Source organism: Arthrobacter sp. TJ-236, assembly GCF_058269235.1.
The window spans coordinates 1,117,124-1,140,082 of the sequence record NZ_JBZCNI010000001.1; the positions used below are offsets into that span (position 1 = coordinate 1,117,124).

Annotated in this window: 21 protein-coding genes; 14 read left to right on the forward strand and 7 right to left on the reverse strand. The window is 69.2% G+C overall.

All coding sequences use genetic code 11. The features are described 5' to 3' along the window. Nucleotides 1–29: 29 nt before the first annotated feature. On the reverse strand, nt 30–1,556 hold the full coding sequence (gene guaB, locus AC4D16_RS05125; protein ID WP_490948560.1) for an IMP dehydrogenase: 1,527 nt from the start codon (nt 1,554–1,556) through the stop codon (nt 30–32). Between the two features lie 388 nt (nt 1,557–1,944). Between guaB and AC4D16_RS05130 the strand changes: the two genes are divergently transcribed. Continuing rightward, nucleotides 1,945–3,579 (forward strand): ribonuclease J, encoded by a 1,635-nt coding sequence (locus AC4D16_RS05130; protein ID WP_490948774.1) that lies wholly within the window; start codon nt 1,945–1,947, stop codon nt 3,577–3,579. 974 nt (nt 3,580–4,553) lie between these two features. On the opposite strand, the gene groL is transcribed toward AC4D16_RS05130, so the two are convergent. Continuing rightward, a complete protein-coding gene (gene groL / locus AC4D16_RS05135) occupies nt 4,554–6,170 on the reverse strand; it encodes a chaperonin GroEL (protein ID WP_490954183.1) in 1,617 nt (538 codons plus the stop codon). 73 nt (nt 6,171–6,243) lie between these two features. Beyond that, nucleotides 6,244–6,540 (reverse strand): co-chaperone GroES, encoded by a 297-nt coding sequence (gene groES, locus AC4D16_RS05140; RefSeq protein ID WP_055768411.1) that lies wholly within the window; start codon nt 6,538–6,540, stop codon nt 6,244–6,246. 229 nt (nt 6,541–6,769) lie between these two features. Here groES and AC4D16_RS05145 point away from each other — a divergent pair, with 229 nt between their 5' ends. Together AC4D16_RS05145 and AC4D16_RS05150 are read left to right on the forward strand one after the other, a co-directional pair. Next, entirely contained in the window at nt 6,770–7,984 is a 1,215-nt protein-coding gene (locus AC4D16_RS05145; protein WP_490954184.1) for a class I SAM-dependent methyltransferase, read from the forward strand. Between the two features lie 120 nt (nt 7,985–8,104). After that, on the forward strand, nt 8,105–8,842 hold the full coding sequence (locus tag AC4D16_RS05150) for an HAD family hydrolase (protein ID WP_490948553.1): 738 nt from the start codon (nt 8,105–8,107) through the stop codon (nt 8,840–8,842). 23 nt (nt 8,843–8,865) lie between these two features. Here AC4D16_RS05150 and AC4D16_RS05155 read toward each other — a convergent pair whose 3' ends face one another. Continuing rightward, nucleotides 8,866–9,159, reverse strand: a complete 294-nt coding sequence (locus tag AC4D16_RS05155) for a DUF503 domain-containing protein (RefSeq protein WP_490948551.1) — start codon at nt 9,157–9,159, stop codon at nt 8,866–8,868. A 50-nt stretch (nt 9,160–9,209) separates the two neighbouring features. Next, complete coding sequence (locus AC4D16_RS05160) at nt 9,210–10,226, reverse strand: LacI family DNA-binding transcriptional regulator (RefSeq protein WP_490954185.1); 1,017 nt, start codon at nt 10,224–10,226, stop codon at nt 9,210–9,212. A gap of 493 nt (nt 10,227–10,719) precedes the next feature. On the opposite strand from AC4D16_RS05160, the gene AC4D16_RS05165 reads away from it, so the two are divergent. From AC4D16_RS05165 to AC4D16_RS05185, 5 genes are all read left to right on the forward strand, one after another. Next, nucleotides 10,720–11,049 (forward strand): hypothetical protein, encoded by a 330-nt coding sequence (locus AC4D16_RS05165; RefSeq protein ID WP_490948547.1) that lies wholly within the window; start codon nt 10,720–10,722, stop codon nt 11,047–11,049. Nucleotides 11,050–11,141: 92 nt separating this feature from the next. Then, nucleotides 11,142–11,630, forward strand: a complete 489-nt coding sequence (gene ybaK, locus AC4D16_RS05170; protein ID WP_490948545.1) for a Cys-tRNA(Pro) deacylase — start codon at nt 11,142–11,144, stop codon at nt 11,628–11,630. A 44-nt stretch (nt 11,631–11,674) separates the two neighbouring features. Next, a complete protein-coding gene (locus tag AC4D16_RS05175; RefSeq protein ID WP_490954186.1) occupies nt 11,675–12,097 on the forward strand; it encodes a GNAT family N-acetyltransferase in 423 nt (140 codons plus the stop codon). After that, the gene (locus AC4D16_RS05180; RefSeq protein WP_490954187.1) at nt 12,094–12,678 is read left to right on the forward strand and encodes a GNAT family N-acetyltransferase; all 585 of its coding nucleotides are present in this window, start codon (nt 12,094–12,096) and stop codon (nt 12,676–12,678) included. The genes AC4D16_RS05175 and AC4D16_RS05180 overlap by 4 nt, the downstream gene beginning before the upstream one ends. 126 nt (nt 12,679–12,804) lie before the next feature. Next, a complete protein-coding gene (locus AC4D16_RS05185; protein WP_490954188.1) occupies nt 12,805–13,680 on the forward strand; it encodes a DUF4394 domain-containing protein in 876 nt (291 codons plus the stop codon). A 261-nt stretch (nt 13,681–13,941) separates the two neighbouring features. Here AC4D16_RS05185 and AC4D16_RS05190 read toward each other — a convergent pair whose 3' ends face one another. Continuing rightward, nucleotides 13,942–14,781: a PhzF family phenazine biosynthesis protein gene (locus AC4D16_RS05190; RefSeq protein ID WP_490954189.1), complete on the reverse strand. Its 840-nt coding sequence runs from the start codon at nt 14,779–14,781 to the stop codon at nt 13,942–13,944. Between the two features lie 18 nt (nt 14,782–14,799). Next, a complete protein-coding gene (locus tag AC4D16_RS05195) occupies nt 14,800–16,254 on the reverse strand; it encodes an APC family permease (protein WP_490954190.1) in 1,455 nt (484 codons plus the stop codon). Between the two features lie 252 nt (nt 16,255–16,506). Between AC4D16_RS05195 and AC4D16_RS05200 the strand changes: the two genes are divergently transcribed. From AC4D16_RS05200 to AC4D16_RS05225, 6 genes are all read left to right on the forward strand, one after another. Beyond that, nucleotides 16,507–16,953, forward strand: a complete 447-nt coding sequence (locus tag AC4D16_RS05200; protein ID WP_490954191.1) for a VOC family protein — start codon at nt 16,507–16,509, stop codon at nt 16,951–16,953. After that, complete coding sequence (locus AC4D16_RS05205; protein WP_490954192.1) at nt 16,953–17,243, forward strand: DUF1905 domain-containing protein; 291 nt, start codon at nt 16,953–16,955, stop codon at nt 17,241–17,243. The genes AC4D16_RS05200 and AC4D16_RS05205 overlap by 1 nt, the downstream gene beginning before the upstream one ends. 224 nt (nt 17,244–17,467) lie before the next feature. Next, the gene (locus tag AC4D16_RS05210; RefSeq protein WP_490954193.1) at nt 17,468–19,525 is read left to right on the forward strand and encodes a beta-galactosidase; all 2,058 of its coding nucleotides are present in this window, start codon (nt 17,468–17,470) and stop codon (nt 19,523–19,525) included. Between the two features lie 5 nt (nt 19,526–19,530). Further along, entirely contained in the window at nt 19,531–20,460 is a 930-nt protein-coding gene (locus AC4D16_RS05215) for a carbohydrate ABC transporter permease (protein WP_490948528.1), read from the forward strand. A gap of 95 nt (nt 20,461–20,555) precedes the next feature. Then, nucleotides 20,556–21,389 carry a carbohydrate ABC transporter permease gene (locus AC4D16_RS05220; protein ID WP_490948773.1) on the forward strand — a complete coding sequence of 278 codons (834 nt, stop codon included), beginning with the start codon at nt 20,556–20,558 and terminating at the stop codon, nt 21,387–21,389. 89 nt (nt 21,390–21,478) lie between these two features. Then, complete coding sequence (locus AC4D16_RS05225; RefSeq protein WP_490954194.1) at nt 21,479–22,819, forward strand: ABC transporter substrate-binding protein; 1,341 nt, start codon at nt 21,479–21,481, stop codon at nt 22,817–22,819. Nucleotides 22,820–22,959 lie beyond the last annotated feature (140 nt).

Below are 22,959 nucleotides of genomic sequence, written 5' to 3' on the forward strand. Positions count from 1 at the left end.
GACGACGGCGGGCTCCCGAGGGGCGTGCGTTACTTGGAGCCGTAGTTGGGTGCCTCGACCGTCATCTGGATGTCGTGCGGGTGGGATTCCTTCAGCCCGGCGGCGGTGATCCGCACGAACTTGCCCTTGGCCTTGAGCTCGGCGACGGTGCGGGCCCCCGTGTAGAACATTGTCTGCCGCAGTCCACCGACGAGCTGGTAGGCCACCGACGCGAGCGGGCCGCGGTAGGCCACACGCCCCTCGATGCCCTCGGGGATCAGCTTGTCGTCCCCGACGACGTCGGCCTGGAAGTAGCGGTCCTTCGAGTACGAGGTGTTCCTGCCGCGCGTCTGCATGGCCCCGAGGGACCCCATGCCGCGGTAGGTCTTGAACTGCTTGCCGTTCACGAAGATCAACTCGCCCGGCGCCTCGGCGGATCCCGCGAGGAGAGAGCCGAGCATCACGGTGTCCGCGCCCGCCACGATCGCCTTGCCGATGTCGCCCGAGTACTGCAAGCCACCGTCGGCGATGACCGGCACGCCCGCGGGGATGGCTGCCTTGGCCGATTCGTAGATGGCCGTGATCTGCGGGACGCCCACGCCGGCCACCACGCGGGTGGTGCAGATGGAGCCCGGCCCCACGCCCACCTTGATGCCGTCCGCTCCGGCGTCGATCAGCGCCTGCGCGCCCTCACGCGTGGCGGCCTGCCCGCCGATGATGTCGACGTGCGCCAGCGACTTCTCGGCCTTGAGGCGGGCGATCATCTCGAGCACGCCGGCGCTGTGGCCGTTCGCGGTGTCCACGAAGAGGGCGTCCACGCCGGCGTCGACGAGCGCCATGGCGCGCTCCCAGCCGTCCCCGAAGAAGCCGATGGCCGCGCCGACGCGGAGACGTCCGTCGTCGTCCTTGGTGGACAGCGGATACTGCTCGGCCTTCGTGAAGTCCTTGACGGTGATGAGACCGCGGAGTACGCCGTCGTCGTCGACGAGCGGGAGCTTCTCGATCTTGTTCGTGGCGAGGAGGTTGATGGCGTCGTCGCCACTGATCCCCACGCGGCCCGTGACGAGGGGCATCTTGGTCATGACGTCACTGACGCGCGTGGTCGGGAAGTCCCGCTCGAGGACGAAGCGCGTGTCGCGGTTGGTGATGATGCCCAGCAGGTGACCGGTCTCGTTGACCACCGGCAGGCCCGAGACACGGTAGTGACCGCACAGCTCGTCGAGTTCCAGCAGCGTGGCATCGGGGCCGATGGTCAGCGGGTTCGTGATCATGCCCGACTCGCTGCGCTTGACGCGGTCCACCTGGCCCGCCTGGTCCTCGATGGACAGGTTCCGGTGGATGACGCCGAGGCCGCCCTGGCGGGCCATCGCGATGGCCATGCGCGCTTCCGTGACGGTGTCCATCGCGGAGGAGAGCAACGGTGTCCGCACGGTGATGCGCTTGGAGATGCGCGACGACGTGTCCGCCTCGGAGGGGATGACGTCGGTGTGACCCGGGAGCAGGAGCACGTCGTCATAGGTCAGGCCGATGAATCCGAAGGGATCGTGGGTGTCGTTCTGGCCGGACTGCTGGCTCATTGCTGCGCCTCTCTCGGGGTTGCCGCGGGGGGGGGAGAAGGGCCAACGGCAAGGGTGCGCCGGCCGGCTCTGCCAGTCTAGAACGGAAGCAGGAGGGGCCCTATTCCGGTGACAGCGCTCACGTACGGCGCCCCGCACCGGCCCTTCCGGACCCGTTTCGAGGACCGACACCCCCGGTTCGCGCGCGACGACGTACCCTAGGAGGACTATGTCCCCGAATTCTCGGGGACCACCCGAACCACCCATTGATGGAGATTGCCGGGCTACCCGGCCTCGACGCGCAGCGTCTGACGGCCCCGCCCCGCCCACCTCACGACCGAGAGATACCTGATCTGTGAATAAAAGACCTGCCGTCCTGAAAGCACCACGCGAGCTCGCCACGGGAGCCATGCGCATCGTCGCTCTCGGCGGGATCGGTGAGATCGGCAGAAACATGACGGTCTTCGAGTTCGACGGGAAACTGCTGATCGTGGACTGCGGCGTCCTGTTCCCCGAGGAGCACCAGCCGGGCATCAACGTCATCCTGCCGGACTTCTCCTACATCCGGGACCGGCTCGACGACGTCGTCGCCGTGGTCCTCACACACGGCCACGAGGACCACATCGGCGGTGTCCCGTACCTGCTCAAGGAGCGCGCGGACATCCCCCTGGTGGGATCCCGGCTCACGCTCGCCTTCATCGAGGCGAAGCTCAAGGAGCACCGCATCACGCCGAAGACCATCCAGGTCAAGGAGGGTGACCGCCGCACCATGGGCGGGTTCGACCTCGAATTCGTCGCGGTCAACCACTCCATCCCGGACAGCCTCGCCGTCGCCATCCGCACCGCGGCCGGCATGGTGCTCCACACCGGCGACTTCAAGATGGACCAGTTCCCCCTGGACCGCCGCATCACCGACCTCGCGGGCTTCGCGCGCCTCGGCGCAGAGGGCGTGGACCTGTTCCTGACGGACTCCACGAACGCCGACGTCCCGGGCTTCACCACGTCCGAGAAGGATCTCGCCCCCGCGATCGACGCCGTGTTCCGCACGGCCCCGCGCCGCATCATCGTGTCGAGCTTCGCAAGCCACATCCACCGGATCCAGCAGATCATCGACACCGCGCACCAGCACCGCCGCAAGGTGGCGTTCGTGGGCCGCTCGATGGTCCGCAACATGACCATCGCGGCGGACCTCGGGTACCTGAACATCCCGCAGGGCCTGCTCGTGGACTTCAAGAAGCTCGAGCGCAGCGACGACCACAAGGTGGTCCTCATCTGCACCGGTTCGCAGGGTGAGCCGATGGCCGCCCTCTCCCGCATGGCCAACAAGGACCACGCGATCCGCATCAGCGAGGGTGACACCGTGCTGCTCGCGAGCTCGCTCATCCCGGGCAACGAGAACGCCATCTACGGCATCATCAACGCGCTCACCGAGATCGGCGCCAACGTGGTCCACAAGGGCAACGCGAAGGTGCACGTCTCCGGGCACGCGAGTGCCGGCGAACTCGCCTACTGCTACAACATCGTGAAGCCGCGCAACGTCATGCCCGTGCACGGCGAGTGGCGCCACCTGCGGGCCAACTCGGAGATCGCCGTCGCCACCGGCGTCGATCCCCGCAACGTGGTCATCGCGCAGGATGGCGTGACCGTGGACCTCGCGCGGGGCCGAGCGACGATCTCCGGCAAGGTCGAGGCGGGCCTCGTGTTCGTCGACGGCGACAGCGTGGGTGGCATCACCGAGGAGGACCTCGTGGAGCGCCGCCGCCTGGCCGAGGAGGGTGTGGTCACGGTCCTCGCGATCATCGATCCCGAGAACGGCGAGATCGTCGAGACACCCGAGTTCTTCATCAAGGGCTTCTCCTGCTCGGACGAGGACCTCGACAAGGCCGGCGCGGCGGTCGAGAAGGCTCTCCGTGACGCCGCCTCGAACCGCCAGGGCGGGCGCCGTCAGGATCCCGAGGACATCATCGAGCGGGCCACGGCCAACTGGATGCGCCGCTACTTCAACCGGCAGCCGGTGGTGTCGGCGATCGTCGTCGACGCCTGATCCCTCAGCACATCCGACGCAGCCCCGGTTCCCCCGTCAGGTGGGAGCCGGGGCTTCGTCGTTGTCAGGGCCTGGAATCCGTCCGGGCCGGTAGGGCGCCTAGGCCTGCCGACCGTTTGCCTGCCCGCCTGCCCGCCTGCCCGCCTGCTGGCCTGCTGATGACCTTGGCTGCGCTGCCACGACCGTATCTCGCCCCTTCCTCCCACTTCGCGTGGCGATCAAGTGGGAATGCGCCCTCATTCCCGATGCACGACGGCGTCCAATGGGAAGAAGCCAGCGGTGCGGGTGGACCCTCCCACTTCACGCGGCGATCGACCGGGAATGCGCACTCATTCCCACAATGCAGGAGCTCTATCTGGGATGGTCCGCTGCCCGTCACGAGAGCTGGGATGGTCCGCTGCCCGTCACGGGAGCCGGGGCTTCGTCCTTGTGGTGAGCTCGCAGGGCGTCCGGCCGTGGGCTTTTGACTGCTCGCGGCGTCGCTGCTGCTTCCTCCCATTCCACGACGCGCTCGAGTGGGAATGCGCACTTATTCCCGATGCACGACGGCGTCGAATGGGAGGAAGCCAGCGGTGCGGGTGGACCCTCCCACTTCACGCGGCGATCGACCGGGAATGCGCACTCATTCCCACAATGCAGGAGCTCTATCTGGGATGGTCCGCTGCCTGTCAGGAGAGAGCAGGGGCTTCGTCATTGTGGTCAGCCTTCAGGGCGTGCGGCACGCGGGTTTTCTCCGGCGTCGCTACCGGTTCCTCCCACTTCACGCGGCGATCGACTGGGAATGCGCACTCATTCCCAGTGCACGACGGCGCCGGATGGGACAAAGCCCCAGAGGCTAGAGGACCCGCGGCGCAGGGCCGAGCAACACGAAACACAGGCCCCACACGCAGCAGCACCCCGGCTCCGAGGAACCGGGGTGCTGCTGAAGCTGCGGGCGGAGCTGCGGTCAGCGGAATGCCGACCGCGAGGATGTCCTAGTGCGAGTGGCCGTGGCCCTCTTCGCCCTCGGACTCCGCGGGCTTCTCGACCACGAGGGTCTCCGTGGTGAGCACCAGGGCCGCGATGGAGGCGGCGTTCCGCAGAGCGGAGCGCGTGACCTTCACCGGGTCGATGATGCCGGCGTCCACGAGGTTCTCGTACTCGCCGGTGGCGGCGTTGAAACCGTGGCCCACCTCGAGCTCCGAGACCTTGGCGACGACGACGTAGCCCTCGTGTCCGGCGTTCTCGGCGATCCAGCGCAGGGGCTGGGCGAGGGCGCGGCGCACGAGACCGATGGCCGTGGCGGCGTCACCCTCCAGTGCGAGGACGTCGGGGTCGGTGTCGAGCGCCTTGCCGGCGTGGACCAGCGCGGAACCACCACCGGCGACGATGCCCTCCTCGAGAGCCGCACGCGTGGAGGACACGGCGTCCTCGATGCGGTGCTTCTTCTCCTTGAGCTCCACCTCGGTCGCGGCGCCGACCTTGATGACGCCGATACCGCCGGCGAGCTTCGCGAGGCGCTCCTGGAGCTTCTCGCGGTCCCAATCGGAATCGGTGCGCTCCACCTCGGCGCGGATCTGCGCCACGCGGTCGGCGACGTCGGACTCGCTGCCCGTGCCATCCACGATGGTGGTGGCGTCCTTGGTGACGGTGATCCGACGAGCAGAGCCGAGGACCTCGAGGCCCACCTGGTCCAGCTTCAGACCGAGGTCGGGCGAGACGACCTGCGCACCCGTGAGGGTCGCGATGTCCTGCATCATGGCCTTACGGCGGTCACCGAAGCCGGGTGCCTTGACGGCGACGACGTTCAGGGTGCCGCGGATCTTGTTGACGACGAGCGTGGAGAGCGCCTCGCCCTCGATGTCCTCGGCGATGATGAACAGCGGCTTGCCGGCCTGGAGGGCCTTCTCCAGCAAGGGGAGGAACTCGGCGAGCGAGGAGATCTTGCCGGAGTTGATGAGGATGAGCGCGTCCTCGAGGACGGCTTCCTGGCGCTCGGCGTCGGTCACGAAGTACGGCGAGAGGTAACCCTTGTCGAACTGCATGCCCTCGGTGAGGACAAGCTCCGTCACGGTCGAGGAGGACTCCTCGATGGTGATGACGCCGTCCTTGCCGACCTTCTCGAAGGCCTCGGCGAGGAGGTCCCCGACCTCGGTGCTCTGGGCGGAGATGGAGGCGACGTTGGCGGTCTGCTGACCGACGACCTCGCGGGCGTTCTCGAGCAGGCGCTTGGCGACGGCCTCGACCGCCACCTCGATGCCGTGCTTGAGCTGTCCCGGTGCTGCGCCGGCGGCCACGTTGCGGAGGCCTTCCTTCACGAGGGCCTGCGCGAGGACGGTCGCGGTGGTGGTGCCGTCACCGGCGACGTCGTTGGTCTTGGTGGCGACCTCCTTGGCGAGCTGTGCGCCGAGGTTCTCGTACGGGTCGTCCAGCTCGATCTCACGGGCGATCGTGACGCCGTCGTTCGTGATGGTGGGAGCGCCCCACTTCTTGTCCAGCACGACGTTGCGTCCGCGGGGGCCCAGCGTCACCTTGACGGTGTTCGCGAGCTTGTCCACGCCGGCCTCGAGGGCACGGCGGGCGGCGTCGTTGAATTCCAACTGCTTTGCCATTGTTGATTCCTTTCAGGCTTGTGCAGCGAGAAAAACCCCGGCCATTGCGGGCCGGGGCTCTTCCTGTGGGGTGCTACTTGACGACGACTGCGAGGACGTCGCGGGCGGAGAGCACCAGGTACTCCTGGCCGCCGTGCTTGACCTCGGTTCCGCCGTACTTCGAGTAGATGACGATGTCGCCCTCGGCGACGTCGACGGGGACGCGGTTGCCGTTGTCGTCGACACGACCCGGTCCGACCGCCACGACCTCGCCCTCCTGGGGCTTCTCCTTAGCGGTGTCCGGGATGACGAGACCGGAAGCAGTGGTCTGCTCGGCTTCGAGGGGACGGACCACAATGCGGTCCTCAAGGGGCTTGATAGAGACCGACACTCGGGCTCTCCTTTGCGTTCGATACCAGTGGAATGGGGCCGTCGGGAGGTGCGCATACCGTCGTCGCGGTGCCGGTGGACGCTTCCCTCGGGATTAGCACCCGCTAGGAGCGAGTGCCAACTCCGACTGTATGCAAGGGCTGGCACTCGGTCAAGGCGAGTGCCAATCGAGTTCGGGGAGGACAGCAGGGAACAGGCCTCGAACGCCCTCGCTCCTCTAGGCTGGCCGGATGGCCACGGACAACATCGCAGACATCCTGACGTCCGAGGGCTGGGAGCTGCTCAACTCCCTCGGCCCCTACACCGAGGCCGACAGCCTGCGCCTCACCGAGCAGCTCCGGAAGGCCGGGCACTCCCCCGAGGTGGTGGCCGCCGCCCTGACGCAATCGAGACTCCGAGCGAAGGCCGCCGCAAAGTTCGGCCCCTTCGCGGACCACATGGTCTTCACCACCGCGGGGCTCGAGCAGGCCACGCGGCTCTCCGTGGCCGCGCGCCACGCGCAGCGCTTCGTCGACGCGGGCCTCGTGAAGGTCGCGGACCTGGGCTGCGGGCTCGGCGCGGACAGCATGGCGCTCGCCACGCTGGAGCGCGAGGTGACCGCCGTCGAGCTCGACGAGACCACGGCCGCCGCGGCGACCATGAACCTGCTCCCCTTCCCGAATGCGCGCGTGGTCAACGCGGACGCCTCCTTCGTGGACACCGAGGGGTACGACGGCGTGTGGCTCGACCCCGCGCGCCGGACCACCACGACGTCTGGGACCTCCCGCCTGTTCGACCCCGAGGCGTTCTCCCCGCCGCTCTCCTTCGTGCAGGAGCTCGCGGACGGCGGCAAGCCCGTGGGCGTGAAGATGGGACCCGGTATGCCGCACGCCGCCATTCCCGCGAACTGCGAGGCGCAGTGGGTCTCCGTGGACGGCGACGTCACCGAGGTGTCCCTCTGGTTCAATGCCCTCCGCCGTGAGGGCATCCGCCGCGCCGCGCTGGTGCTCGGTCCGCGGGGGGCCGCTGAAATGGTCTCGGGAGCGGAGTTCGGACAGGGCCCGACGGCGTCCGTGGGCGCGGTGGGCGGGTACCTGTACGAGCCCGACGGCGCCGTGATCCGCGCCGAACTCGTGGCGGACCTCGCCGAGCGGCTCGGCGGCCACCTGCTGGACCCGATGATCGCGTACATCTGTGCTGCCGAACTCGTCGACACCCCCTTCGCCCGCGCCTACCGAGTCCTGGACGTACGCCCCTACAACGTGAAGGCGTTGAAGAGCTGGGTGCGCACGGAGGGCATCGGCGTGCTCGACATCAAGAAGCGCGGCCTCTCCGTCACGCCCGAGGAGGTCAGGAAACTCCTGCTGTCCGGCTCGGGGAAGGGCCGCAAGAAAGCCACCCTCGTGCTGACGCGCATCGGTGAGGAGCGCGTGGCGATCGTCGTCGAGCCGGTTCCGGCTCCCTGACCGGCCCGACGCGCGGCGGCCCACACTTCCCGTGCCGCCGCAAGCACGATGACGCGGACCGCACCGCCGTCCCCTGTTCCTAGGCTTGGGTCGTACCCGGAGCAGGCGGAGAGGACGACCATGACGGACGGCATCACGGACGGCACGACGAACGGTACCGAGGACTCCACCGCGGTGCGGCACGGGGTCCTCTTCGATGTGGACGGCACGCTCGTCGACTCGAACTACCAGCACACCCTCGCGTGGTGGCTCTCCTTCCGCCGCCTGGGTCACGACGTGCCGATGGCCGAGATCCACCGCGCCATCGGCATGGGCGGGGACAAGCTCGTGGCCCACGTGCTCGGCGAGGACCGCGACGCCTCCCAGGACGACGAGCTCGACACGGCGCACTCCGCGATCTTCTCCAGCCACTGGCCGGGCCTGCGTGCGTTCGACGGCGCCGCCGACCTCCTCCACCGCTGCGCCTCGGACGGACTCACCGTGGTGCTGGCTTCCTCGGCCTCGGGACGCGAGCTGGGCGTCCTCCGCGGGATCATCGGAGCCGATGACGCCATCACGGCCGCCACGAGTTCCTCGGACGCCGAGAACAGCAAGCCCTCCCCGGACATCCTGCGCGCCGCGCTCGACGCCGGTGGGCTCGAGGCCGCGAACGCCGTGTTCGTCGGCGACTCGATCTGGGACGTCGAGGCGGCGTCCGAACTCTCCATCCCCACGATCGGGCTGGCCTCGGGCGGAACGAGCGAGGCCGAACTCCGCGACGCCGGGGCCGTCGAGGTGCACAAGGACATCCGGGCCCTGCTGGCGGCCTACGACGACGGCGCGCTCCGCCGCCTCACGGCGTCCGACGTGGGGGCCTGACGCGCGGGGGCGGGACCGCCCGCTCAGTCCTCGCTGTCGAGGATCCGGACCTTCGAGCTGAGGAGATCGATCTCGGGCCGCTCGGCGACGTACCTCTCCACGCGGTCGAGCACGTCCACCGCGTGCTGCCGGTCGCCGCTGACCACCCCGACCCCCACGGCCGCCCGACGGTGCAGGTCCTGGTGGCCCACCTCGGCCACGGAGGCGTCGAAGGAGCGGCGCACGTCCGCGACGAGCGGCCGCACCACGGACCGTTTGGCCTTGAGGGAGTGCACGTCGCCCAGGAGGATGTCGAACTCGATGAACCCGATCCACATGGTGATGATCCTTCCCTCGAGACCCGGGAGTACTGGGCGGTGCTTGGGGGCTAGGCGGAGTCCCGCCACACGACAGTGGTCTCCAGCACCTGCACCGGGCTCGGCAGGCCGCGGATCTGCGCCAGGACCAGCTCGGCGGCCGTGCTGCCCAGGAGGTCGGCGGGCTGCCTGACCGTCGAGAGCTGCGGGCGTGTCCGGAGCGCCCAGCTGCTGTCGTCGAACCCGACGATCCCGACGTCGTCCGGCACCTTGCGGCCCGATTCCTGCAGGGCGGTCATGGCCCCCGCGGCGACGGCGTCCGAGGCGGCGAAGACGCCGTCGAGCTCGGGGCTGCGGCGCAGGAGCTCCTGCATCCCCTCCAGGCCGGCCGCATACGTGTAGAGCGGGTACTCCACGACGAGTTCGGGGTCGAAGTGCTCGCCGAGGGCCTCGCGGAAGCCCCGGAAGCGGTCCTGCCCGGAGTCGCGGTCCATGGCGCAGGCGATCATCGCGATGCGGCGGCGGCCGGTCTCGACGAGGCGCTGTGTGATGGCCCGCGCCGCCGCCGTGTTGTCGATCGCGACGTAGGGAAGGTTCGGCGTCCCGGGTGGATGACCCACGAAGGCCGCAGGGACACCGATGTCCCTCACGGCGGACGCGATCGGGTCCGAGGCACGGGCGGAGACGATCACGGCGCCGTCCACGAGCCCTCCGCGCAGGTAGTCCGCCACGCGGCGACTGTCCCTGTCCGAATCGATGATGAGTGAGACGAGCTGGTAGTCCGCCTTCGAGAGCACCTCGTTGGCGCCGAGGAGGATGGACCCGATGTTGGGGTCCTCGAACAGGAGTGAATGGGGCTCGTGGATGATCAGCGCGATGGCCCGTGATTCCTGCGTGACGAGGTTCCGGGCTGCGGTGTTGCGCACGTAGCCCACGCGAGCGATCGCCTCCTCGACGGCGACTCGCGCTTCGTCGGACACGTACCGTTCGCCGTTGACCACGCGCGAAACGGTGCCCCGCGAGAGCCCTGCCTCGGTGGCCACGTCGTTGATGGTGGCCCGACGCTGACGGGTTCGGATCGAGGCCATACGTGTAGCGTAGCCGAGCCCCTGTGCGTCCCACCTGCGACGATGCCGCGCGGGAAAATCGACACCAGCCAACACCGTGGAACAGGCGTACTGTGGGAGACGGTTGTCTAGAAGAAGGCGGCTCTCGCAGGTTCCTCTCTTCGTCACCTCGCCGCACGGCCGGTGCACAGCAGTCGAGCCTCATCCCCGAACGGGGCCCGCTCCATGACCACGCAGGAAGCCCTTCTTCCCTCCCCTCCCGTACGACGCACCCGCATGCGTCCTGCCGCTCTCCCGTCCGCCGGTTCCACCCCGGCCTCCCGCGCGCCGTCGATCCCACCGGCTCGCCGCTCCTGGCTCCCGCGCGTCACCCGTCTTCTCGCCTGAACCACCCCTGAACCTCGCCGAACCATCCCCGGCAGGCACGACGCCGTCGCTCCCCCTCCGCCTCTCGCGGCGACAGCGCCGCCGATCCGCCCCGTAGCCGGTTCCCGCTCTGCAAAGGACTCCCGCCATGACGCAGCACCTCTCCACCTTCCTGCTCGACTGCACCACCGCCACCTCCGATGGATCGCTCACCACCCTCGACGAGTTCGAGGGCCTCTACGTGTACTGGTGCTCCCTCCACGACGAGGAGCCGCTCGAGACGCAGCTGGTCCTCGCGGCCCTGGAGCAGGACGACATCGCGTCGGTGACGCGCGACGGGATCGACTACGTGGAGGGGCTGCTGCTGACCGGCCCGGTGCTCAGGGAGTTCATCGTGTCCTGCGAGTTCACCGGAGCATGGGGCTCCGCCGACCTGCTGGAGCTCGACGTGCCCGCCCGGGCGTCCGTCGCGGGCTGACCGCACTGGTTGATCGTGCCGCCGGTCCTCGGATGGGACGCCACGAGGGTGCCCTGGTACCTGCGAGCGCCTGCTGGGAGTAGAAAGGCCTCATGGCCCGAACGCCCTCGCCCAGCACCCCCGCGATCCTCGCCCTCACCGCAGCGGGCGTCTCGTTCACGGCGCGGCCGTACGACCACCGTGAGGGCGTGTCCACGTACGGACTGGAAGCCGCGGCCGCTCTCGGCGTCGACCCGGATCGGGTGTTCAAGACGCTCATGACCACGGTTGACGGCGGGCTCGTCACCGCCGTGGTCCCCGTCTCCGGCAGCCTGGATCTCAAGGCACTCGCGCAGGCCCTCGGCGGCCGGAAGGCGCTCATGGCCGATCCCGCCCTCGCCCAACGGCGCACGGGGTACGTGCTCGGTGGCATCTCGCCGGTCGGGCAACGCCACCCCTCCCCCGTGGTGGTCGACGACACCGCCCTCACGCACGCGAGCATCTTCGTCTCCGGCGGACGGCGTGGGCTCGACCTCGAACTCGCGCCCGGCGATCTCATCACGGTGACTGCAGCACGCACCGCGCCGATCGCCGGTCCGTAGCGCCGTCCCCCCGACGGCGCCGCGACCCGCAGTACGGTGGGCTGGTGATCATCATCGGCGACGTCGCTCCCCCGCTCGACGACGCGCTCGCCCTGTACCGGGCCGTGGGCTGGGCCGCGTACACGTGGGACCCCGCGCGCCTCGAGAGGAGCATCGCCGGCTCGCACCTCGTCCTCACGGCCCGGGACGACGGCGGGGAGCTCCTCGGTCTCGCCAGGACCGTCTCCGACGGCGAGTCGATCTGCTACCTGCAGGACATCCTCGTCGCTCCGACGGCGCAGCGACGCGGCATCGGGCGCGCCCTCGTGCAGGAGGTGAAGGAACGGTACCGCCACTGCATGTTCCTCGCCCTGACCACCGACGCCGCAGGGACGCCGGACGCTGCGGCCTCCCTCCCGTTCTACCGGTCCCTCGGGTTCAGCGAGCACGGCGACCTCCGGCTCGCGGCGTTCGGGCTCCGGCCGTGAGCAGCTCCGAGGCCTTCCCGCTGCCGCCCTGGCCGGTCGAGGCGCCGCGGTACGGCACCGTGGTGCTGCGGCAGTTCGGCGAACTGGACATCGCGATGGTGCGGGAGCTGTCCACGGACCCGTACGTGCCGCTCGTCGGAACCCTGCAGGCCCACTGCGACGACGACGGTGCGCGGGCGTACATCGAGCGCCAGCACGCACGCCACGCTGACGGCACCGGCTTCTCCTTCGCCGTCCACGACCGGGACTCGGACCGCGGTCTCGGGATGATCGGTCTGTGGCTCCGCGACCGCGCGCACGGGCGAGCCCAGGCGGGCTACGCCGTCGTGCCCTCCGCGCGGGGCCGGTCCGTGGGCACGGAGGCGCTCCGCGCGCTCGTCCCGTTCGCCTGGAGCTTCCCGGCCCTGCACCGACTGGAGTTGCACATCGAGCCGTGGAACATCGCGTCCGTGACGGTCGCCACGAGGGCGGGCTTCGCCTACGAAGGGCTCCTCCGCAGCTATATGGAGCTGGGCGGCTCGCGGCGTGATCTGGCCTCCTACGCCCTGGTCCGCAAGACCTCGGCACCGCCGGCCGGCTGACGGACCGGGAACACGCCGGCGAACAGGAACAGATCCTGACGAGCGGTGAACGCCCCGCCACCTCGCCGCGTATACCCCTGCCGAGTCGTCCGATATCCGGAGACCGGCAATCCTCAGGAGAACACCATGAAGAAGACCTTGAAGCTGGGCGTCGCAGCGATCGCCGTGACCTCCGTGATGGCCGTGGCGCCCATCGCCACCACCGTCCTGACCGCTGCCCCTGCCGTGGCCGACAGCGGATCGCAGGGCAAGGACAAGCTGCGCGTCGTCGGGCTCGCCGACGCCGGCACCACGCTGGTGCAGTTCGACACCACGAAGGCCGGCAAGGTCAAGGGCGGTGTCGCGGTGAGCGGCCTGACCGGCGGCGACACCCGCCTCATCGGCATCGACTACCGCGTGCAGGACGGCAACCTCTACGGCGTCGGCAACAACGCCGCGAGCGCCGGCGTCTACGTGATCAACGCCGACACCGGCGTCGCCACGCAGGTGACGAGGCTCACGGTGGCACTCAACGGCACCACGTTCGGCGTGGACTTCAACCCCGCCGCGAACGCACTGCGCGTCGTCAGCGACACCGGCCAGAACCTGCGCCAGCCCTTCGCCACCGCCGGTGCAGCCACCGTGTCCGACGGCGCGCTCAGCTACGCGGCACCTGCTGTCGCCGCGGGCATCAACGGAGCGGCCTACACGAACAACGACCTCGACCCCGCCACGGGCACCACGCTGTTCGATCTCGACGCAGCCCTCGACCAGGTGGCCCTCCAGTCGCCCGCCAACGCCGGATCGCTCGTCGCCACGGGCAAGTTCGGCGTGGACGCCGCAGGCGACACCGGCTTCGACATCTATTCGACCCTCCAGAACGGCAGCACGGTCGATTCCGTCGGCTTCGCAGTCATCAACGGGTCGCTCTACTCGGTGGACCTGCTCAACGGCAAGGTCACCCCGCTCGGCACCATCGGCGCGTCGGTCACCGACCTCGCGCTCCCGCTGACCCAGCGCTGATCCTTCGCTGATCCTTCCCTGGTCGGGTCGTCCGACCAGGAATCCGCACGCCGACCGGCCGGCGCTCCCTCGGGGGCGTCGGCCGGTGTCGTTCCGCCCGGGGCGTCGGCCTCGTCCCACTGCGCGAGCCGGAAGGCAGGCATCGTTCCGCTCGGGCCCGGCCTCGTCCCACTCCACGACCCCCCGCAGTGGGAATGCTCCATTCCTCCCACTGCGGGGGGGGCGTGGAGTGGGAGGAAGCCCTCGCGGACGGGCCGCCGGCTACGCGGTGATCGGCACCGCGCCGCCCGAGACGGTGATCCCGCCCGCCGCGGGAATACCGACGGAGATCACCGACGGCCTGCCGACGTCGGCCCCCTGATGCACCGTGATGATCGCGGGCGGCATCACCTCGCCCCGATGCCTGAGGTACGCACCCAGCGATGCGGCCGCCGAGCCCGTCGCCGGGTCCTCGCGGACGCCACCGGGTGGGAACGGGTTGCGCGCGTCGAACAGGTCGGCGCCGAGGCGGTGGACGACAGCCACGGTGGCGCCCCATCCGTTGTCAGCCATCAGGGACCTGAGCGCGTCGTAGTGGTAGTCCAGCGCACGGAGCACGCCGTTCCCGCGCACCGGGACGATCGGGTGGACGTTCCCGGCGAACGCGAGCATCACCGGGAGCTCCGGCGCGAGGTCCGCCTCATTGAGCCGCAGGTGCTGCAGCAGCAGCGTGCGGGCAGCGGGCTCGAGGGGCCTGACCCACGGCTCGACGGTCACGAGCGACGCGATCAGCCGGCCGCCGTCGTCCTGCCGCGTGGTCACGTCGATGTCGCCGACCGGCGTGGACAAGAGCAGCGGCCCGGCGCCGTCCTGCTCGGCGAGTGCGACGGCGGTGGCGATGGTCGCGTGCCCGCAGAACGGGATCTCGGCCTCCGGGGCGAAGTACCGGACGGTCGCGCTCCCGGGTGACCGGGCGGAGACGAAGGCACTCTCGGCGTACCCGAGATCGGCGGCGATGAGCTGCATGGTGGGGGCGTCGAGCGCATCGGCGTCCAGCACCACACCCGCCGGGTTGCCGCCGGCGGGGGAATCGGTGAACGCGGCGTAGCGGAGGATCTGCATGTCGGGTCGGTCCGCCGGTCAGTCGGCGGTGACGCTCGGGTCACCCGCGGGCGTGTCGGTGCGGCGGTTGATGAGCCAGGTGACGAGCCAGAGGGCCACGCCGATGGCCATGAGGCCGCCCGCGATCTGGTACTGCACGACGTCGCGCCCCACCCACGGACCGGCGAGGAAGGCGCAGAGGAGCGCTGCGATGAGCGGCAGCGGACCGGGCGAGGTGAAGAAGACCTTGCGGTGGGGGTCCCGCTTGCGCCGCAGGACGAGGCACGCGACATTGACCACCGTGAAGACGCAGAGGAGCAGGAAGGCCGTGGTGCCCGAGAGGTTGGCCACGATGTTGCTGTCCGGATCGCTGGTCACGAAGAGGATCAGGCCGAGCGCCAGCACCGTGGAGAAGAGGATGCCGGCCCAGGGCGTGCAGCGCACGGGCAACACCTTGCCGAGCGCGCGGGGCAGCACGTCCTGGCGGGCCATCCCGTAGATGAGCCGGCTCGCCATGAGCATGTTGATCAGGGCGGTGTTCGCCACGGCGAAGACGGCGAGGAACGGGAAGACGCGGTCGATCGGGAAGTCCGGCGAGCCCGCCCGCACCACCTCGAGCAACGCTGCACCCTCCGATTCACGGATGCCCTCGAGCTCCGTGGGGCTGAGCACGGTGACCACGGAGACGGCCACGAGCATGTAGAAGATCACGGCGATCCCGAGCCCGGTGAGCATCGTGCGGGGAAAGATCCGCTCTGGTTCGCGGGTCTCCTCGACCATGTTCACGGAGTCCTCGAAGCCCACCATGGCGAAGAAGGCGATGGACGTGGCCGCCGTGACGGCGAGGAAGAGCCCCTTGTCCTGGGAGTCGGTGAACACGAAGATCTCGCCGAGGTTGCCGCGGCCCTGAGCCATCACGAAGAACCCGACGCCGATCACGATGCAGAGGGCGGCCACCTCGATCAGGGTGAGCACCACGTTGAACTTGACGCTCTCCCCCACGCCCCGGAGGTTGATGAGCGCGAGCAGCAGCATGAAGCCGAGCGCTACGGCGGTGATGACGCCCTGGCCGGGCATGTCCAGCCACCCGTTGACCTCGAGGCCGCCGAAGAAGTTCTGCGCCAGCACGTTGGCGGACGTCGCGGCGCTGGTGATGCCCGAGCAGACGACGGCGAACGCCACCAGGAACGTGACGAAGTGGATGCCGAAGGCCTTGTGCGCGTACAGCGCCGCACCGGCGGCCTGCGGGTACTGCGTCACGAGTTCGAGGTAGGAGAACGCGGTCATGGTGGCGACGACGAACGCGAGCAGGAACGGCAGCCAGACGATGCCACCGACGGTTCCGGCCATGGTGCCGGTCACCGCGTAGACGCCGGCGCCGAGGATGTCCCCCACGATGAACAGCAAGAGCAGCTTCGGCCCGAGGACCCGTTTGAGCTCGGGCTGTGCGGTCTCGGTCGTGGACTCGGGGACGTGCCCTGCAGAGGTGCTCATCTTCGACCTTCCGTCGGCTGTGCACCTCACTGTGGTGCCTGTCCGCGCGGCGTGCAAGGGATTCCTTCGCGGACGTCTCCTCCTGCGCACGGCCCGGCGCACCTCCCGCCGCGGCGGGCCGCGTTCCCCCGGCCGGGAGTCATTGCGTCCGTGTACCTGCCCGACCGATGATTTTCCCGGCGACACTGCGTCCAACAGGTACAAGGGGCCCGGACGGGCCCCGTCAGCACCGCCACGAACAGGAGCACGCTCATGCCCACGAATGTCTTCATCAACCTGCCGGTTCGCGATCTCGCCGCGTCGAAGGAGTTCTACACGAGTTTCGGCTGGACGCTCGACCCCGCCTTCTCGAACGACGACGCCGGTGCCGTCACCATCAGTGACACGATCCACGTGATGATCCTGACCCACCAGCACTGGTCGCAGTTCACGGACAAGCCGGTCGCGGACACCGCCGCCACGTCCGCGACGATCAACGCCATCAGCGTGGACACCTCGGACGAGGTCGACGCCGTGGTGGACCGCGCTGTCGCAGCCGGTGCCGTGGAGGGCAAGCGCCAGGACCTCGGCTTCATGCGCTCACGGGCATTCGCCGACCCCGACGGCCACGCGTGGGAGATCATGTGGATGGACCCGATCGCGCAGACGGGCGACTGGGAGGCCGTGCAGGCGAAATACGGCGAGCAGCAGCCGGCCTGATGACCGACGACCGCACCGGCCGACCGCTGGACGCCGTCTTCGAGGTCGCCATCCGGAAGGACGGCGCCTTCGCCACCTACCTCGAACTGCCGGGCTCCGACGAGCTCCTCGGCACGCGCCGCGCTGCGAAGATCGCCGGGACCATCGACGGCCACGCCTTCGCGGCCACCCTGATGCCGTCCGGCACGGGCCCGCACTGGCTCCCGCTGCGGGCCGCGATCTGCCGGGACATCGGGAAGTCCGAGTCCGGCAAGGAGGTCGTCGTCCACCTGCAGCAGCGCTTCAGCTGACCAGCCACCTGGGAGGCGTCCTCGGACATCTCCCGGGCGGTCGGCGGGGATTGACGGCGCCCGGTGAACCGGGGCTTTGACAGGTAAGTGTGACCGTAGTTACTCTGGGAGCGTTCACAGATTCTCGATGGAGAGCCAAGCCACCCCTATGTGGGAGCGTTCACAGGACGCGCGGGTCTCCTCGGCCCTGCCGGAGGATCGCATCGCCGCATGAGGAGCCGAGTTTGGTACGCGCAACCACCGTCGCAGGACTGTCCGGGAACGGGCAGCTCGTGTACGGGTGTGACTACAACCCCGAGCAGTGGGACGCGTCCGTCTGGCTCGAGGACGTCCGCCTGATGAAGGACGCCGGGGTGAACCTCGTGGCCGTCAACATCTTCGGCTGGGCCGAACTGGAACCCGAGCAGGGCGTCTTCCGGTTCGAGACCCTCGACGCCGTCATGGACCTCCTCGCCGAGCACGGGATCGGCGTCAACCTCGGCACCGGGACCTCCTCCACACCGGCCTGGCTGACCAGCGCGCACCCCGAGGTGCTTCCCCGCGCAGCGGACGGGACCGCCCGATGGCCCGGCGGCCGCCAGGCCTTCTGCCCCAGCTCGCCGATCTACCGCGAGCGCGCCCTCGCCCTGGTGGAGCAGGTCGCCACCCGCTACGGCGCCCACGCGGCGCTGCGCCTCTGGCACGTCTCCAACGAACTCGGCTGCCACAACTCGCTGTGCTACTGCGACGTCTCGGCGGAGGCCTTCCGCAGGTGGCTCCGCACCCGCTACACCTCGTTGGACGCCCTCAACGACGCCTGGGGCACGGCCTTCTGGAGCCAGCGCTACTCCGCCTGGGAGCAGATCCTGCCGCCGCGACTCACGCTCTCCGCCACGAACCCCACGCAGACGCTCGACTTCAACCGGTTCAGCTCCGACGAACTCCTGGCGCACTACCGGGCCGAGGAGAGCGTGCTTCGCCGGAACAGCGCCGCTCCGGTCACCACGAACTTCATGGTCGCCGCGCACATCCGCAACCAGGACTACTGGGCCTGGGCACCGGAGATGGACGTCATCGCGAACGACCACTACCTCGACCACCGCCTGGACACACCTCTCGCCGAGCTCGCCTTCGCGGCCGACACCACCCGCGGGCTCGCCCAGGGCGCGCCGTGGCTGCTCATGGAGCACTCCACCGGCGCGGTGAACTGGCAGCCCCGCAACATCGCCAAGGGCCCGGGCGAGATGCTCCGCAACTCCCTCACGCACCTCGCGCGCGGCGCCGACGGCCTCTGCTTCTTCCAGTGGCGCGCGTCCCTGCAGGGCAGCGAGAAGTTCCACTCCGCGATGCTCCCCCACGCGGGGACCGACTCGCGGATCTGGCGCGACGTCGTCGAACTCGGCTCCTCACTCACGAAACTCGGCGAGATCGCCGGGACCACCGTGCACGCGGAGGTCGCGCTCGTCTTCAGCTGGGAGGCGTGGTGGGCGCACGACCAGGAATCGCACCCCTCGGGCGACGTCCGCTACATCGAGCAGGTTCACGCGGCCTACACCGCCCTGTGGCAGGCCGGGCTCACGGTCGACGTCGTGGCACCCGGTGCCGACCTCTCCGCCTACAAGCTCGCGGTGATCCCCAACCTGTACCTGGTGCGGGATGAGCACGCGGACGTCGTCGAGCGCTTCGTCCGGGGTGGCGGCACCGCGTTCATCACGTTCTTCAGCGGGATCGTCGACGAGAACGAGAGGGTACGCCCCGGCGGCTACCCCGGCGCGTTCCGCGACCTGCTCGGGATCCGCTCGGAGGAATTCTTCCCCCTGGACCCTACGCACCCGCTCCCCCTCGACAACGGGTCGCTCGGCTCCCTGTGGTCCGAGGCCATCCGCCTCACCACTGCCGAGGTGATGCTGAGCTTCGCCGGCGGGCACCTCACCGGGCAGCCCGCCGTCACCCGGAACCGTACGGGTGCCGGTGAGGCCTGGTACGCCGGCACCGTGCTCGACGCCGGCGTGCTCAAGGACCTCCTGCTCCGCGCCGCGGTCACCGCGGGCGTGCAGCTGCCCGAGGAGCAGGCCGGGCTCGAGACCGTCAGGCGCCGGGGCGAGCTCCACGACTACGTGTTCCTGATCAACCACTCCTCCGAGGACCGCAAGTACCGCATCAGCGGGCTGGAGCTGCTGACCACCGAAGCCGTGGCCGACGTCGCCGTCGTCCCCGCGGGCGCGGTCCGCGTCATCCGCACCGATCGTGCCTCCCGAGGCACGCGGACCACCGACGGCTCACCCACCAGTCGAAAGGATTAGAGGACATGTCAGCCCTCAGCACCCCGGCCGCAGCGGCACAGGCGCCGCCGGCCACCCGGAAGAACCGGTCGTCGGGAGCGCAACGCCGCGCCGTCGCCCTCTTCATCGCCCCGTTCGCCGTCCTCTTCCTCGCGTTCTACGCGGTGCCGATCGTCTACGCGATCGTGCAGTCGCTGCTCACGGTGGAGCGCGAGGGCACGTTCGGCCCGCCGCGGCAGGTATTCGGTGGCCTGGTGCAGTACCAGCAGGTGTTCCAGAACACCGCGTTCTGGGAGTCCGTGGGGCGCGTGCTGCTCTTCGGCGCGGTGCAGGTGCCGGTGATGCTCGGCCTCGCCCTGCTGTTCGCGCTCCTCCTCGACTCCCCGCTGCTGAAGGGCAAGAAGTTCTTCCGGCTCGCGTTCTTCGCCCCGTACGCCGTGCCCGGCGTCATCGCGGCGATCATGTGGGGGTTCCTCTACTCGCCCTCGCTCTCCCCCTTCGGCGCCGTGACCTCGAACATCGACTTCCTGTCCGGGAACCTCGTGCTGTGGGCCATCGCGAACATCGTGACCTGGGTGTACGTCGGCTACAACATGCTGATCATCTACTCCTCCCTCCTCGCCATCCCCACCGAGATCTACGAGGCGGCACGGCTCGACGGCGCCAGCAACCTCCAGATCGCCTGGCGCATCAAGATCCCCCTCGTGATCCCGGCGATCATCCTCACGGCGGTCTTCTCGATCATCGGGACCCTGCAACTGCTGGCCGAGCCGCAGACCCTGCGCAGCTTCAGCTCCGCGATCAACAGCACGTTCACCCCGAACCTCGCCGTCTACACCACGGCCTCCGTACCGAACTACAACCTCGCCGCGGCGTTCTCGGTGGTCCTGGCGCTGGCGACGTTCATCCTCTCCTTCGTCTTCCTGAAGTCCACCCAGCGGAAGGTCACCCAGTGACGGCAGCCCCAGCCACCGCCCCCAAGCGCCAGCGCGGCGGGAGCACGACGGCGCACAGCGCATCCCCGAGCCCCCGCGGTCCGCGCCAGAGCATCATGTCGCGGAGTGCGGCGATGCTCATCATGGGCGTCTTCACGCTCTACTTCCTCACCCCGATCTGGTGGCTCCTCACCACGTCCACGAAGACCGGCGGCGAGATCACCTCCACCGCGCCGCTCTGGTTCACCCCGAACGCGGTGGGCACGTTCTTCGACAACCTCGGCCGCCTCTTCTCCTACGGCGACGGACTCTTCGGGCGTTGGCTCCTGAACTCCGCGCTCTACGCGGGCGTCGGAGCGCTGATCGGCACCGTCATCGCCGCCATGTGCGGGTACGCGCTGGCCAAGTACGAGTTCCGCGGGCGTGAGGCGATCTTCAACATCGTGCTCAGCGGCGTGCTCGTCCCCGCGACCGCCCTGGCCCTCCCCCTGTTCCTGATCTTCAGCCAGGTGGAGCTCACCAACACCATGTGGGCCGTGTTCCTGCCGAGCCTCGTGAGCCCGTTCGGCGTGTACCTCGCCAGGATCTACGCCGCGGCGAGTGTGCCCGGCGAACTGCTCGAGGCCGCGCGTCTCGACGGCTCGGGCGAGATCCGTACGTTCTTCACGGTGTCCACGCGCCTCATGGCCCCGGCGCTCGTGACGATCTTCCTCTTCCAGTTCGTGGCCATCTGGAACAACTTCTTCCTGCCGCTGATCATGCTGCGGGACCAGGCCCTGTTCCCCGTGACCCTCGGCCTCTACGCCTGGAACAGCCAGATCAGCCAGATCCCCGAACTGCGCTCCCTCGTGATCGTGGGCGCTCTCGTCTCGATCCTCCCGCTGATCCTCGCGTTCCTCGCACTCCAGCGGTTCTGGAGCAGCGGCCTCGGAGCCGGCGGCGTCAAGTAACCCGTTCCGCGGGTTCCCCCACACCATCACCCCAGGTCCCGGAGCGTCCGCTCCGGGACCGCATCACTCGATCGACGATAGGAAAGACAATGCGCGCGCATTACGGAAAAGTCACCGCGGCCTTTGCCATGATCTCTGCGCTGACTCTCTCCGGCTGCTCAGCCGGCGGAGACAGCTCAGGAACAGCAGGAGGAGCCGAAGCAGCACCCTGCGAGGCGTCGGAAGGACCCGTCACCCTCGAATTCACCACGTGGGTCCCGGGCATGGACAAGGTCGTCGAGCTCTGGAACGCCGAGAACCCCGACATCCAGGTCAACGTGCAGACCGGCCCCAACGGAAACTCCGGCACATACCAGAACTTCTTCAACCAGATCCAGGCGGGCAACGCCCCGGACCTCGGCCAGATCGAGTACGACGCCCTCCCGAACTTCCGCGTGCAGGACGGCCTGGAGAACATCGCCGGCTGCGAGGGCGTGGCCGACGCCCAGGACCAGTTCGTGGACTGGACCTGGGGCCAGGTGACCTTCGGCGAGGAGGGCTCCGTCTACGCGGTGCCGCAGGACAGCGGTCCCATGGCCATGTACTACCGCGCCGACCTCTTCGAGGCCGCCGGCATCGAGGTGCCCACCACGTGGGAGGAATACGCCGCCGCCGCCGAGCAGATCAAGGCGCAGGGCTCCTACATCACCAACTTCCCGAAGTCCGACGTCAACTGGTTCGCCGGCATGGTCTGGCAGAACGGCGGCCAGTGGTTCGCGAACGACGGCGAGAACTGGGACGTCAACCTCACCAGCCCCGAGTCCGAGGAAGTCGCCACCTACTGGCAGGACCTCCTGTCCGAGGATCTCGTCTCCACCCTGCCGTCCTTCTCGGACGAGTGGAACGCCTCCTTCAACGAGGGCCAGCAGTGGACCTGGGTGTCCGCCGTCTGGGGCGCGACGACGCTCTCGACCGGCGCACCGGACACGGCCGGCAAGTGGGCCGTGGCCCCGATGCCGCAGTGGGAGGACGGCGGCGAGACCGCCGGTAACTGGGGCGGCTCGTCCACCGCAGTACTGAAGGGCTCGGAGCACCCGGCCGAGGCAGCGAAGTTCGCGCTCTGGTTGAACACCGACCCCGAGGCCCTCGCGCTCGCCAATGAGCTCGGCGGCCTGTACCCGGCGGCGAAGTCGGCCACCGAGCTCGAGGCCTTCGCGGGCGGCGTGGAGTACTACGGCGGACAGCAGATCTACGACGTCTTCGCCGAGGCCTCCGCGAACGTGAACCCCGACTTCACGTGGGGCCCCACCATGACGCAGACCTACACCGACGTCTCCGACGGTTTCGGTGCGGCGATCGGCGGCTCCGGCACGCTGAACGACGCCCTCGCCTCCGGCCAGCAGAAGACGATCGACTCCCTGAAGTCGCAGTCCATCCCCGTCTCGGAGTAGGCACTACCCTCGCCGTCGCGCCGCGTCCCCTCGGGGACGCGGCGCTTCGTCGTTCCCAGCAGATCCTGGCTGGAAGTCACCTCGGAATCCGGCGCCACGGGCGAGTCCGCCGACCTCCGCGATGGTGGTCTGGGGCAGCG

What these genes read in the sequence shown, in the direction of transcription:
- guaB (WP_490948560.1), bottom strand. Translation starts at nt 1,556, where the DNA reads ATGAGCCAGCAGTCCGGCCAGAACGACACCCACGATCCCTTCGGATTC.
- AC4D16_RS05130 (WP_490948774.1), top strand. Translation starts at nt 1,945, where the DNA reads ATGCGCATCGTCGCTCTCGGCGGGATCGGTGAGATCGGCAGAAACATG.
- groL (WP_490954183.1), bottom strand. Translation starts at nt 6,170, where the DNA reads ATGGCAAAGCAGTTGGAATTCAACGACGCCGCCCGCCGTGCCCTCGAG.
- AC4D16_RS05145 (WP_490954184.1), top strand. Translation starts at nt 6,770, where the DNA reads ATGGCCACGGACAACATCGCAGACATCCTGACGTCCGAGGGCTGGGAG.
- AC4D16_RS05150 (WP_490948553.1), top strand. Translation starts at nt 8,105, where the DNA reads ATGACGGACGGCATCACGGACGGCACGACGAACGGTACCGAGGACTCC.
- AC4D16_RS05155 (WP_490948551.1), bottom strand. Translation starts at nt 9,159, where the DNA reads ATGTGGATCGGGTTCATCGAGTTCGACATCCTCCTGGGCGACGTGCAC.
- AC4D16_RS05160 (WP_490954185.1), bottom strand. Translation starts at nt 10,226, where the DNA reads ATGGCCTCGATCCGAACCCGTCAGCGTCGGGCCACCATCAACGACGTG.
- AC4D16_RS05165 (WP_490948547.1), top strand. Translation starts at nt 10,720, where the DNA reads ATGACGCAGCACCTCTCCACCTTCCTGCTCGACTGCACCACCGCCACC.
- ybaK (WP_490948545.1), top strand. Translation starts at nt 11,142, where the DNA reads ATGGCCCGAACGCCCTCGCCCAGCACCCCCGCGATCCTCGCCCTCACC.
- AC4D16_RS05185 (WP_490954188.1), top strand. Translation starts at nt 12,805, where the DNA reads ATGAAGAAGACCTTGAAGCTGGGCGTCGCAGCGATCGCCGTGACCTCC.
- AC4D16_RS05190 (WP_490954189.1), bottom strand. Translation starts at nt 14,781, where the DNA reads ATGCAGATCCTCCGCTACGCCGCGTTCACCGATTCCCCCGCCGGCGGC.
- AC4D16_RS05195 (WP_490954190.1), bottom strand. Translation starts at nt 16,254, where the DNA reads ATGAGCACCTCTGCAGGGCACGTCCCCGAGTCCACGACCGAGACCGCA.
- AC4D16_RS05200 (WP_490954191.1), top strand. Translation starts at nt 16,507, where the DNA reads ATGCCCACGAATGTCTTCATCAACCTGCCGGTTCGCGATCTCGCCGCG.
- AC4D16_RS05205 (WP_490954192.1), top strand. Translation starts at nt 16,953, where the DNA reads ATGACCGACGACCGCACCGGCCGACCGCTGGACGCCGTCTTCGAGGTC.
- AC4D16_RS05215 (WP_490948528.1), top strand. Translation starts at nt 19,531, where the DNA reads ATGTCAGCCCTCAGCACCCCGGCCGCAGCGGCACAGGCGCCGCCGGCC.
- AC4D16_RS05220 (WP_490948773.1), top strand. Translation starts at nt 20,556, where the DNA reads ATGTCGCGGAGTGCGGCGATGCTCATCATGGGCGTCTTCACGCTCTAC.
- AC4D16_RS05225 (WP_490954194.1), top strand. Translation starts at nt 21,479, where the DNA reads ATGCGCGCGCATTACGGAAAAGTCACCGCGGCCTTTGCCATGATCTCT.